Source organism: Limosilactobacillus sp. C0001E2, from assembly GCF_056590915.1.
In genome coordinates this window covers 106,810-119,636 of record NZ_JBWPXC010000004.1, presented here as the reverse complement: position 1 = coordinate 119,636, position 12,827 = coordinate 106,810, and the positions used below count along the sequence as shown (strand labels likewise).

Below are 12,827 nucleotides of genomic sequence, written 5' to 3'. Positions count from 1 at the left end.
AGAATGTCAATTATTCCAATTATTTTTCCACAATTTCCACAAGCCCTATTACTACTACTAGTTATAATATTAATTAAATATATATATATATTAAGGAGCAGCTCAAAATGAAATTTATGATTAATCGATCTGTTTTTGCAAACCAATTAAATAATGTTTTACGAGCAATTTCTTCTAAAACAACAATCCCAATTTTAACTGGGGTCAAAATTGTTGTTGAAGATCAACAAGTTATCTTAACAGGAAGCAACGCTGACATTACGATCCAAACAACACTTTCAGTGGAAAATGGTAAAAACGCTTTAACTGTTGAAGAACCTGGTGCCATTGTGTTACCTGCAAGATTCTTCAGTGAAATCATTAAAAAATTACCTGATCAAGATGTAACAATTGAAGTTCATGATGGATTTCAGGCTAAAATTTCTTCGGGGACTGCAGAATTTCAAATCAACGGTCAAGATGCTAATAACTATCCTCACTTACCAGAAATTCAAAGTGCATCAACGATTGCAGTAGCCGCTGACTTACTTCGGGACGTTGTTGAGCAAACACGAATCGCTGTTTCTAAGCAAGAAAGTCGGCCAATCTTAACTGGGATTCATATGCGGCTTGCTGATGATCAATTAGTAGCAGTTGCTACCGATAGTCACCGATTGGCACAACGGAAAGTTACTGTTCCAACCAATGGTCAGAGTTATGATGTTGTCATTCCTGGTAATAGCATGACTGAATTAGCGCGTATGATCGCTGATGTCAAAGGTGAGATCCAAATTCAAATTGCTGAAAATCAAGTTTTATTCCAATTCGATAACGCATTGTTTTATTCACGGTTACTGGAAGGGATGTACCCAGAAACTAGCCGGTTAATTCCTGACACAGCAGATACAACGATTGAATTGGAAGCAGGTAATTTCCTAGCAGCAATTGATCGGGCCTCACTGCTATCCCACCAAGGGCACAACAATGTTGTTAACTTGTCATTAGATCCTGATACAAATACTGCCAAGATCAGTGGTGATTCTGCAGATGTGGGTAACGTTGAGGAAGACGTTAACTTTGAAAAACTAACCGGGGATAAGTTGGAAATCTCATTCAATCCTGACTATATGAGTGACGCTCTGAAGTCATTTGGTCAAGCCAGCGTTTTGTTGTCATTTACTTCACCATTACGACCATTTACGTTAGTACCGACCGAAGATCAAGAAAATTTTGTTCAATTAATTACACCAGTTCGAACGTTTTAGTCGTGATTGCTAAAGCGAGAGCGTGCAAAGGAGTCAATAATGACTTCTTTACACGTTCTTTTTTATTGATCAAAAGGCTCAAAGATAAATAAAGCGATTCTCAACGAATTTAGGCCAATTTTGATTAAAAACATTCGTGGATACTAAATTCGCTAAAATCGCCTGAGAAGATGTTTAAGTTTGTTTTTGGAGTGATAAAAGACTATAATAAATTATTAGTAAAGCAGGTGAATAAGGTGAGTAATAGTAAAGTTTTCCAAATTGATCGTGACTTTATTACCCTTGGTCAACTTCTCAAAGAAGAAGGGATTATTCCAACTGGTGGAGCCGCTAAATGGTTTTTGAAGGAACATCAGGTCAAAATTAACGGTGAACTCGATGACCGACGAGGTAAGAAACTCTATCCAAACGATCAAGTTGAAATTGTGGGCATCGAATCTGTCAAAATTGAAAGTAAGCAGTGATGTTTGATGATTCTGCAGGAAATGCATTTAAAACATTTTCGCAATTATGATGATTTAAAGGTGGTATTTTCACCCGGAATTAATATTTTGATTGGTGAGAATGCCCAAGGAAAAACGAATCTCCTGGAAGCAATTCATGTTTTAGCATTAACGAAAAGCCACCGCACTTCTAAGGATCGGGAGCTGATCCAATGGAAGCATAAGCAGGCTTTTTTGTCTGGTAAGGTTCAAAAACAGGTTGAACGGGTTCCATTAGAAATTCAGCTTGCTCAGGGCGGTAAGCGGGTCAAAGTTAATCATTTATATCAGAGTCGGCTATCAGCGTACGTTGGTAATTTAAATGTTGTTCTCTTTGCACCTGAAGATTTAGCTCTGGTTAAGGGCGCACCCCAAGTTAGGCGGCAATTTATGAATATGGAATTTGGTCAGATGAGTAGTGCTTATTTGCACAACGTTAGTCATTACCATTCATTGCTTCATCAACGTAATCAGTACCTAAAACAATTACGTTCTGGTGAGCAGACAGATCGAGTTTTGCTCGGGGTCATTTCTGACCAATTATCACAGGATGGTGCAGCGATTGTGTTGGCTCGTTTCAGATTATTGAAGCAATTAGAAAAGTGGGCCCAGCAACTGCATGAACATATTTCTTTGCAAAAGGAGCAGCTACGGCTCAAGTATGTAACGCAACTCACAATTGATGAGCAAACGACAAGAGAGAACCTTGAAACGCAGTTAAGAAAACTTTTTGATGATAATCTGGAACGCGAGATTACGCTTGGAACGACATTAGCGGGACCGCAGCGGGATGATATTCATTTTATTGTGAATGGCCAAAATGTTCAGCATTTTGGATCGCAAGGGCAACAGCGAACGACTGCCTTGGCAGTTAAACTCGCGGAAATCGATTTGATGAAGGAGCAGACAGGTGAATACCCATTGCTGTTATTGGATGATGTCCTTTCAGAACTAGATGATGATCGCCAGACGCATCTATTAACAGCAATTCAAGATAAGGTTCAGACGTTTTTAACAACTACTAGTTTGAGTGGGGTTGCACGACAACTAATCAAGCAACCAACAATTTTTAAAATTGATGGTGGGACATTGACGAAGGAGGAAACAACGTGAGCGATAAAGAACGCGAACTACAGGAAGAAAAGGCTGAAAAGAAAGCTGAGCTCGGCAGTAAGTATGATGCTAGCCAAATCCAAGTTTTAAAGGGATTAGAAGCAGTTCGTAAGCGGCCTGGGATGTACATTGGTTCGACTACTGTTCAGGGATTACACCACTTAGTATGGGAAATCGTTGATAATGGGATCGATGAAGCGTTAGCTGGGTTCGCAGATGAAATTAACGTTGTTGTTGAACCGGATAACAGTATTACCGTTACTGATAATGGACGGGGAATTCCGGTTGATATTCAAAAAGAAACTGGTAAGCCAGCTCTTGAAACAGTCTTTACGGTTCTCCACGCTGGGGGAAAGTTTGGCAACGGTGGTTATAAAGTTTCCGGTGGATTGCACGGGGTTGGTGCTTCCGTTGTTAATGCCCTTTCTACGGAGTTGGATGTTCGAGTTGCTCGGCAAGGTAAAGAGTATTACATGGACTTTCAAGGTGGCCATGTTAAGACGCCAATGAAGGTGATTAAAGAAGGACTTCCAGAGACCCAGCATGGGACAATTGTTCACTTTAAACCAGATCCAGATATTTTCCGTGAAACGACGGTTTATAACATTAAGACGTTAACTGATCGTATACGTGAACTGGCCTTTTTGAACAAGGGATTGAAGATCACGATTGAAGATAAGCGGAATGATGAAGATAACCGTCAAGAATTTCATTATGAAGGCGGAATTCGTCATTACGTTGAATTCCTGAATCGGGGTCACGAATTACTTTTCGATCCGCCGATTTATGTTGAAGGTGAATATAACGGTATTACGGTGGAAGTTTCTTTACAATACACCAGTGGCTACCGTTGCAACCTATTAACGTTTACTAACAATATTCACACCTACGAAGGTGGGAGTCACGAAACTGGATTTAAGACTGCTTTAACACGGGTAATTAATGATTATGGACGAAAGAGTGGCCAGCTGAAGGGAAACAACAGTACGTTGTCTGGTGATGACGTCCGTGAAGGGCTGACTGCTGTTGTATCAATTAAGCACCCTAATCCGCAGTTTGAAGGCCAGACGAAGACTAAGTTAAGTAACTCTGATGCACGAACGGCGACCGATCACATTTTTAGTGAAACAATGAACCGCTTTATGATGGAGCATCCGGATACGGCGAAGAAGATTGTCGAAAAAGGGATGTTAGCATCCAAGGCGCGGGTAGCCGCTAAACGGGCGCGTGAAGTTACTCGTAAGAAGAGCGGACTTGAAATTAGCAACCTTCCCGGGAAGCTTGCTGATAATACCAGTAAGGATCCAAGGATTTCGGAATTATTTATCGTCGAAGGGGACTCTGCTGGTGGATCTGCTAAGCAAGGGCGTTCGCGGTTAACTCAAGCAATTTTGCCAATTCGGGGTAAAATTTTGAACGTTGAAAAGGCCAGCCTGAATCGGGTCCTCGCGAATGATGAAATTCGATCATTATTCACTGCACTTGGGACTGGATTTGGTGAAGACTTTGACGTTTCAAAGGCTAATTACCATAAGCTGATTATCATGACGGATGCCGATGTCGATGGTGCGCACATTCGGACGTTACTATTAACTCTTTTCTATCGGTTTATGCGGCCAATGATTGAAAAGGGCTATGTCTATATTGCTCAGCCACCGTTGTACCAAGTTCGACAAGGAAAATTCGTTAAATACATTGAAACGGATGAAGAATTAGAGCAAGTTGTCAATTCACTTCAGCCGAGTCCCAAACCAGTTATCCAACGTTACAAGGGGCTTGGTGAAATGGACGCGGAACAATTGTGGGAAACCACGATGGATCCTGAAAATCGTCACTTGTTGCGGGTTGATCTGGATGATGCTGCGGCAGCAGATGAAATCTTCCCAATGCTGATGGGAACTAAGGTCGGACCACGGCGTGACTTTATCGAAAAGAATGCAACATTTGTTAAGAACTTAGACCTTTAATTTGAGGAGGAACAAGACGAGTGGCTGAAGAAGAAATGTCAAACCGCATTACTGATGTCAAACTGACCAGTCAGATGCGGAACTCGTTTTTGGACTATGCGATGAGTGTCATCGTTTCACGGGCGTTACCAGACGTTCGTGATGGTTTAAAGCCAGTTCAAAGACGGATTTTATACGGAATGAATGAATTAGGAGTTACTCCTGATAAGCCTTATAAGAAGTCTGCCAGAATTGTCGGGGACGTTATGGGGAAGTTCCACCCCCATGGTGATTCTTCAATTTATGAAGGTTTAGTCCGGATGGCGCAGGACTTTAGTTACCGCTATATGTTAGTTGATGGTCACGGTAACTTTGGTTCCGTCGATGGAGATGGTGCGGCCGCAATGCGGTATACCGAAGCACGGATGAGTAAAATCGCCGTTGAAATGTTGCGTGATATTAACAAGAATACGGTTGATTTCCAAGATAACTATGATGGGACTGAAAAGGAACCAACAGTGTTGCCTGCCCGTTTTCCAAACTTGCTTGTTAATGGTGCTTCAGGAATTGCCGTCGGGATGGCAACTAATATTCCGACGCATAATCTGGGGGAAGTAATTAGTGCAATTCATGTGTTGATGGATAATCCTGATGCAACGACTGAAGATCTGATGAAGGTGTTGCCAGGACCAGACTTCCCAACTGGTGGGGTCGTACTTGGTAAATCAGGCATTCGGAAGGCTTATGAAACCGGTAAAGGAACCATTATCGTTCGCGCAAAAGTTGATATTGAAGAAACTAAGACGGGACGACAACAAATAATTGTTCACGAGATTCCATACATGGTTAACAAAGCAAAGTTGATCGAACGGATCGCTGAATTGGCACGTGAAAAGGAAATTGATGGTATTACTGATGTCAATGATGAAACTGACCGTGAAGGAATGCGGATTGTAATTGATGTCCGGCGGGATGCTAGTGCGGAAGTCATTTTGAATAATCTGTACAAGATGACGATGATGCAAACGACCTTCAATTTCAACATGTTGGCAATCGTCAAGGGTGCACCAAAGATTTTAAGTTTGAAAGAAATCTTGACCTACTACCTTGAACACCAAGAAGAAGTGGTTCGGCGGCGGACAGAATTCGAACTTAAAAAGGCGGAAAGCCGGGCCCACATTGTAGAAGGGTTGCGGATTGCCCTTGACCATATTGACGAAATCATTAAGATCATTCGTCAATCGCAAACTAGTGAAGTAGCCAAGAGCGAATTGATGAGCAAGTACGGATTGTCAGATCGTCAAGCCCAAGCAATTCTTGATATGCGGCTAGTTCGGTTAACCGGTCTGGAACGGGAAAAGATCGAAGCTGAATATAAGAAATTGATGGAAGCAATTGCGGATTATAAGGATATCCTTGCCCATCGTGAACGGATTCAACAAATTATCTATGATGAATTGAAAGAAATTCAACGTCGATTTGGTGATGCCCGGCGGACTGAACTTCAAGTTGGCGATATTACGAACCTTGAAGATGAAGATTTGATTGAACAACAGGATATTGTGGTCACCTTAACCCATAACGGCTACATTAAACGGCTTCCGGTGGATGAATTTAAATCACAAAACCGTGGTGGTCGTGGAGTTAAAGGAATGGGCGTACACAGTGACGACTTTATTGAGCACTTAATTTCAAGTTCTACTCATGACATGCTGCTGTTCTTTACTAATTCAGGTAAGGTCTTCTCGATGAAGGGGTATGAAATTCCTGAATACGGACGGTCAGCACAAGGAATTCCGATTATTAATTTGCTCGGAATTGATGCAAAAGAAAAGATTAACGCTGTGATTAATGTTTCTAATACAGCGGAAGAAGATGCAGACCGTGATCTCTTCTTTGTAACTAAACAAGGGGTTGTTAAGCGAACTGCGGTTGAAGAGTTCAAGAATATTCGAAGCAACGGACTGAAGGCAATCAACCTTCACGATGGCGATGAATTGATTGCGGTAGAAATCATTGACCATGATCAAAATATGATTATTGGGACGCATGAAGGATACGCAGTTAGTTTCAGTGCGAGTGCCGTCCGTTCGATGGGTCGTGCTGCTGCCGGAGTCCGTGGTGTTCGTCTTCGTGAGGGTGACTTTGTAATCGGCGCTGGTCAATTGAATCCGGATAGTCGGGTGCTTGTCATCAGTGAAAAAGGGTTTGGTAAACAAACTCCGGCTGCTGAATACCCGATTAAGGGACGTGGCGGTAAAGGAATTAAGACCGTCAATGTTACTGAAAAGAACGGTCCGTTAGCTGGATTAACAACGGTTGATGGTGATGAAGACATCATGCTAGTGACAACAGAAGGGGTCATTATCAGGTTTGGTGTTGAAACCGTTTCTGAAACCGGACGGGCCACAATTGGGGTTCACCTAATTAAGTTGACCAATGGTTCAAAAGTAGCAACAATGACTCGGGTTGCTAAGGAAGAAGCAGCGGATGATGATGAACAACCAGAATCTAGTACTGAAGATGCTCACTCCACACCAGAAACTGAAAATTAAATAATACAAAAGATCTGAAATTACGTCTTTAAATAATAGACCGCAATTTCAGATCTTTTTGCTTAATCCTTGTTATTTAGGAGTAATTATGCTATTATTCTAGTCTGTGAGTATACGTTAGAGAACGTCTACTCTCCTTGTTCTTTCTCATGAGGAGAAGGGGCCAGAGTCCATAAGGAGGTGTAACATTCATGGAAACACGCAAATATGAAATTACTTACATCATTCGTCCTGATATTGATGAATCAGCAAAGAGTGCTTTAGTAGAACGCTTTGACAAGGTTCTTTCAGACAATGGTGCAACTGTTGTTGACTCAAAGGATTGGTCAACTCGTCGTTTCGCGTACCCAATTGATAAGTACACAGAAGGTACTTACCACGTTATTAACGTAACGACTGATAACGACCAACCATTAAACGAATTTGATCGTTTATCTAAGTTCAGCGACGACATTTTACGTCACATGATCGTTAAGCGCGGTTAGTCTTAACGAAATATTTTGAGAGGAGTGATGTCCGATGTTAAATCGTGTAGTATTGACTGGACGGTTAACAAGAGATCCGGAATTGCGGTATACCGGTAGCGGAACAGCAGTCTGCAGTTTTTCAGTTGCTGTCGATCGTCAGTTCAGAAATCAGAATGGTGATCGGGATGCTGACTTTATTAACTGTGTCATTTGGCGAAAGTCTGCTGAAAACTTCGCTAATTTCACTCATAAGGGTTCGTTAGTCGGCATTGATGGACGACTATCAACGCGGAATTACGAAAATAATCAAGGTCAACGTGTTTACGTAACTGAAGTAACCGTTGAAAACTTTGCATTATTGGAACCACGGTCAAGCAATCAGGGTTCTAACAACCAGGGTGGCTACAACCAAGGTAATAATGGAGGTTTTAATAACAACAACCAAAACTTTAGCAAAAATAATGCATTTAATAATAATGGTGGTAATTTCAGCAACAATAACCCTGCTCAACCAGCCGCGAATAATCAACCGGTCTTTAATCAAGATAATCAGGTTGATTTGAGTACACTGCCGTTTAATAATGATGATTCAAATGATTCATCTAACGGTAATGGTATCAATATTGATGATAATAGTGCAATGAGCACTAATAAAGACAACAACAGTTCATCAGATAACGATGATGGTGATCAACCATCAATCGATGATGTACCGTTCTAAATAATTAACGGGGAGGGAAATTTCATGGCACAACAACGTCGTGGTGGCCGTCGTCGCCGTAAGGTTGACTTTATCGCCGCAAACCACATTGAATACATTGACTACAAAGACACTGATTTATTACGCCGGTTCATCTCTGAACGTGGTAAGATTTTGCCACGCCGGGTTACTGGAACAAGCGCTAAGAACCAACGTCGTTTGACGATTGCGATTAAGCGTGCGCGGATTATGGGTCTTCTACCATTTGTTGCGGAAGATTAATCTGCAATTAGGATATGAGTTAAACTCATATCCTATTTTTTTACCCAAAATTACTAAAGTGTTTGTGATAAGATAAGAATGTTAAACTATTCTACTGGGAGGTGAGGGAGATGCGATTTTGGTTTGGACAAAATACAATTGCAAAAGTGTTTAAAAATCGGCGGTTGCGACTAAATACACTCTTTTTACTCGCTACGACAACGATTGCGATTGTGATGGCCTTTCTCTATAACTGGGTTGCGGGAATAATCTTATTATTATTAGGAATTATTGGCTTAATATTGAGCCTCACGCAACTCCAACATCTTGCAGGAGAAACTGAGCAGTACCTTAGCGATCTAACTTATGAAGTTCAAAATAGCCAGCAAGAAGCTCTTCTTGAAATGCCCCTTGGTATTATCATTATGAATGAACGGGGAGTTGTTCGTTGGGCCAATCCGTACATGGTGAAGTATTTTGGTAACCAAATTGTTGTCGGCGAAAAACTGGAAAACAGTATCCCAGAATTAGCAGAAATTGTTTCCCAACACCAGGATGATCACGCTCCAACGATCGTTAGCTGGAATGATCACCAATTTGAATTCTTTTACCAAAAGCGGTTTAACAACCTCTATTTGATGGATATTACGAAGTATGAACGAATCAATAAGCGGTATTTAAATGAACGGCTCTTCCTTGGGAATATTTATTTAGATAACTATGTTGAACTAACACAGGGAATGAGTGATTCGGATGTTTCCAACTTACATAATTACGTTACCTCTGAATTAAGTAAGTGGGCGGATAAGTTTAACTTATTGTTGAAAGTCATTGATGATGATAACTATCTTCTGATGGGACACGAAATCGATCTGCATAAGCTCGAGGAACGGAAGTTTAAAATTCTGGATACGATTCGCGAAAATACCTCTAAAATGAATTCACCAGTTACGCTGAGTGTCGGGATTTCGTATGGGCAAACTGACTTTATTAAGTTAGCAGATACCGCCCAACGAAATTTGGACTTAGCACTTGGTCGTGGTGGTGACCAAGTAGTTGTCCGGGCAGAAGATGAACAGGCTCGTTTCTTTGGTGGGAAAACTAACCCAATGGAAAAACGGACCAGAGTTCGAGCACGGGTAATTAGTCAGGCATTCCAAGAATTAATGAACCAAGCTGATCAGATTTTTGTTGTTGGGCATAATAATCCTGATATGGACTCAATGGGGGCCTGTTTAGGAATTCGGCGAATTGCTGAAATGAATGGTCAAAAATGTTGGATTGTTCTTGATCAAGAACGTCTGCACTCTGATATCGCGCGGCTGATTTTTCAATTCAAGGACTATCAAAGTATTGAGGATTGTGTGGTAACGCCTGAACAATCCTTAGATCAGGCTACGGATAAGAGTTTGTTAGTAATGGTTGATCATTCAAAGGTTAGTCTATCAATGGCGCCAAAACTTTATTCGCGACTAGAAAATCGGACGGTAATTTTTGACCACCACCGACGAGGAGAAGAATTCCCAGAAAATCCATTATTGGTATATATTGAACCATATGCTTCCTCGACCTGTGAACTAATTACAGAAATGTTTGAATACCAACCACGAGAAGGGAAAGCCTTAAATAAACTTGAAGCTACGGCAATGCTGACAGGGATTGAAGTGGATACTAAAAACTTTACCCAAAATGCCGGGACAAGAACGTTTGATGCCGCTAGTTATCTCCGTTCGGCAGGTGCTGATGGTTTAATGATCCAGTACTTTATGAAAGAAAATGTGGACGATTTTATGGAACGTAATCATTTAATCTCCAACACTGAATTTTTAAATGATAAAATAGCATTGTGCGTTGGTGCAGATGATAAGTTATATGATCCCGTAACGGCTGCCCAAGCCGCAGATATGCTGCTTCAGGTTGAAGGGGTCGATGCATCATTTGTCATCACGAGACGTTCTAGTGATGTAGTTGGAATCTCTGCTCGGTCAATGGGTGATTACAATGTTCAACTAATTATGGAAAAAATGGGTGGCGGTGGTCATTTAGCAAACGCTGCGACCCAAATTAAGGATCAGCCAATTGACGATGTAAAGCAACAATTAATGGAAATCATTAATTCAAGTGATGATCCAGAAACAGCTGAGGAGTGATTTAGAATGAAAGTTATTTTTATTGAAGATGTTAAAGGACGCGGTAAGCGCGGTGAAGTAAAGAATGTACCAGACGGTTATGCTCAAAACTTTTTAATTCCTCGTGGTAAGGCTAAGTTAGCCACGAAGGCAGCATTAAGTGAGGTTCAAGGCCAAGAACGTTCTAAAGAAAAGCAAGAAGCCGAAGAATTAGCTGAGGCAAAGAAATTAAAGCAAACCTTAGAAAGCGATGATATGGTTCTTGAAATGAAGGGCAAGGCCGGTACTGATGGTCGAATGTTTGGTTCAATTTCAAGCAAACAAATTGCTAAGGCGCTTCAAGATCAATACAATATTAAGTTAGACAAACGAAAGTTAGAATTAGCAGCGCCAATTAAGGCTTTGGGTTATGTAACGGTTAAGGTTAAGTTACACCATGATGTTGAAGCTAAGATGCGCGTTCATATTGCTGAAAAATAAAGATTAACATATTCCATAAAAAGGAGGGCAATCCATGGATAACGCGCCAGAAATTAATCGAACACCACCGCGGAATCTAGAAGCAGAACAAGCAGTTCTGGGGGCGGCCTTCTTGGCTAAAGATGCGATTGTTGAAGCCATGGAGTATGTCCAGCCAGAAGATTTCTATACGCGGGCTCACCAGATTTTATTTTCAACAATGATCAAACTAAACGATCGTGATGTGCCGATTGATGTTGTTTCATTGAAGAATGAATTAGATCGGGAAAATCAAACTGAAAATGTTGGTGGCGTAGAATATTTGGCTAAACTGGCTGGTGCAGTGCCCACGGCAGCTGATGTGGTTTACTATGCTAAGATCGTCAAAGAAAAGGCAACTTCCCGTCGGTTAATTGATACAGCGACCAAGATCGTCAGCAAGACCTATGACGATACAGAAGACCTGACCGACTTACTTGATGATGCAGAACGCTCAATTTTAGGAGTAGCGGAAAGCAATAATAATACTGATCTGCAAAAGATTGGTGACCTATTAAATTCATCAGTTAATAAGATTTTTGAATTATCTCGCCAAGAATCGGATGTTACCGGGATTGCAACAGGGTATCCGCAACTTGATAAGATGACGACCGGACTCCACCCTGACGAACTTGTGATTTTAGCGGCGCGGCCGGCGATGGGGAAGACCGCATTTGCGTTAAACATCGCTCAGAATGTGGCCATTAAAAATAACACTTCTGTAGCTATTTTTAGTCTAGAAATGGGTGCTGAATCGTTAGTGAACCGGATGCTGTGTGCTGAAGGCAGTATCAATGCTAATCACTTACGGACTGGTGAGTTAACCCAGGATGAATGGCGTAGTTTATGGGTAGCAGCAAGTACCCTGGATGCCGCTGATATTTATATTGATGATACACCGGGAATCCGAGTACCGGAGATTCGGGCCAAGTGTCGGCGATTAGCTAAACGAACTGGTAATCTGGGATTGATTGTCATTGATTATCTTCAATTAATTGAAGGCGGAAATTCAGAAAACCGGCAGCAAGAAGTTTCTGAAATTTCTCGGCAACTGAAGAAGCTGGCGAAGGAACTTCAATGCCCGGTGATTGCCCTTTCTCAACTTTCCCGGGGAGTAGAGCAACGGCAGGATAAGCGGCCGGTATTGTCTGATATTCGTGAATCAGGGTCCATTGAACAAGATGCGGACATTGTTAGTTTCCTGTACCGTGATGATTATTATCAACGTGAAGAGGGTAATGATGATCAAGGGAATAATCAGCAGGCTAACCAACAGGATGCGGATGTACCAAGTCTAAGTGAAGTTGAAGTCATTATTGATAAAAACCGGAGTGGTCCGCGTGGAACCGTTAAATTATTGTTTAATAAAACATATAACAAATTTGCTTCAATTGATTATCAGCATGATGATCAATAAGGAAAGGCTGGGTTT

General features: G+C 41.4%; 11 protein-coding genes. All 11 read left to right on the top strand.

Annotated features, from left to right (window positions below; translation table 11 throughout):
* Positions 1–107 precede the first annotated feature (107 nt).
* Positions 108–1,244 (top strand): DNA polymerase III subunit beta, encoded by a 1,137-nt coding sequence (gene dnaN / locus AC1EKL_RS05740; protein WP_480188839.1) that lies wholly within the window; start codon positions 108–110, stop codon positions 1,242–1,244.
* A 236-nt stretch (positions 1,245–1,480) separates the two neighbouring features.
* A complete protein-coding gene (gene yaaA / locus AC1EKL_RS05735) occupies positions 1,481–1,708 on the top strand; it encodes a S4 domain-containing protein YaaA (protein ID WP_480188838.1) in 228 nt (75 codons plus the stop codon).
* Between the two features lie 6 nt (positions 1,709–1,714).
* The gene (gene recF / locus AC1EKL_RS05730; RefSeq protein WP_480188837.1) at positions 1,715–2,839 is read left to right on the top strand and encodes a DNA replication/repair protein RecF; all 1,125 of its coding nucleotides are present in this window, start codon (positions 1,715–1,717) and stop codon (positions 2,837–2,839) included.
* Entirely contained in the window at positions 2,836–4,806 is a 1,971-nt protein-coding gene (gyrB, locus tag AC1EKL_RS05725; protein WP_480188836.1) for a DNA topoisomerase (ATP-hydrolyzing) subunit B, read from the top strand. Before recF ends, gyrB begins: the two co-directional genes overlap by 4 nt.
* A gap of 20 nt (positions 4,807–4,826) precedes the next feature.
* Positions 4,827–7,340, top strand: a complete 2,514-nt coding sequence (gene gyrA, locus AC1EKL_RS05720; protein WP_480188835.1) for a DNA gyrase subunit A — start codon at positions 4,827–4,829, stop codon at positions 7,338–7,340.
* A gap of 191 nt (positions 7,341–7,531) precedes the next feature.
* Positions 7,532–7,825: a 30S ribosomal protein S6 gene (gene rpsF / locus AC1EKL_RS05715; protein ID WP_006917481.1), complete on the top strand. Its 294-nt coding sequence runs from the start codon at positions 7,532–7,534 to the stop codon at positions 7,823–7,825.
* 34 nt (positions 7,826–7,859) lie between these two features.
* Positions 7,860–8,528: a single-stranded DNA-binding protein gene (gene ssb, locus AC1EKL_RS05710; protein ID WP_480188834.1), complete on the top strand. Its 669-nt coding sequence runs from the start codon at positions 7,860–7,862 to the stop codon at positions 8,526–8,528.
* 24 nt (positions 8,529–8,552) lie between these two features.
* Complete coding sequence (rpsR, locus tag AC1EKL_RS05705; protein WP_003682305.1) at positions 8,553–8,789, top strand: 30S ribosomal protein S18; 237 nt, start codon at positions 8,553–8,555, stop codon at positions 8,787–8,789.
* 110 nt (positions 8,790–8,899) lie between these two features.
* The gene (locus AC1EKL_RS05700; RefSeq protein ID WP_480188833.1) at positions 8,900–10,918 is read left to right on the top strand and encodes a DHH family phosphoesterase; all 2,019 of its coding nucleotides are present in this window, start codon (positions 8,900–8,902) and stop codon (positions 10,916–10,918) included.
* A 6-nt stretch (positions 10,919–10,924) separates the two neighbouring features.
* Positions 10,925–11,377: a 50S ribosomal protein L9 gene (gene rplI / locus AC1EKL_RS05695; RefSeq protein WP_006917478.1), complete on the top strand. Its 453-nt coding sequence runs from the start codon at positions 10,925–10,927 to the stop codon at positions 11,375–11,377.
* Between the two features lie 34 nt (positions 11,378–11,411).
* On the top strand, positions 11,412–12,812 hold the full coding sequence (gene dnaB, locus AC1EKL_RS05690) for a replicative DNA helicase (RefSeq protein WP_480188832.1): 1,401 nt from the start codon (positions 11,412–11,414) through the stop codon (positions 12,810–12,812).
* Positions 12,813–12,827: the final 15 nt, after the last annotated feature.

Bases quoted from the DNA above. Each gene is read 5' to 3' on its own strand.
- rplI (WP_006917478.1), top strand. From the start codon at position 10,925: ATGAAAGTTATTTTTATTGAAGATGTTAAAGGACGCGGTAAGCGCGGT.
- dnaN (WP_480188839.1), top strand. From the start codon at position 108: ATGAAATTTATGATTAATCGATCTGTTTTTGCAAACCAATTAAATAAT.
- recF (WP_480188837.1), top strand. From the start codon at position 1,715: ATGATTCTGCAGGAAATGCATTTAAAACATTTTCGCAATTATGATGAT.
- dnaB (WP_480188832.1), top strand. From the start codon at position 11,412: ATGGATAACGCGCCAGAAATTAATCGAACACCACCGCGGAATCTAGAA.
- rpsF (WP_006917481.1), top strand. From the start codon at position 7,532: ATGGAAACACGCAAATATGAAATTACTTACATCATTCGTCCTGATATT.
- ssb (WP_480188834.1), top strand. From the start codon at position 7,860: ATGTTAAATCGTGTAGTATTGACTGGACGGTTAACAAGAGATCCGGAA.
- AC1EKL_RS05700 (WP_480188833.1), top strand. From the start codon at position 8,900: ATGCGATTTTGGTTTGGACAAAATACAATTGCAAAAGTGTTTAAAAAT.
- rpsR (WP_003682305.1), top strand. From the start codon at position 8,553: ATGGCACAACAACGTCGTGGTGGCCGTCGTCGCCGTAAGGTTGACTTT.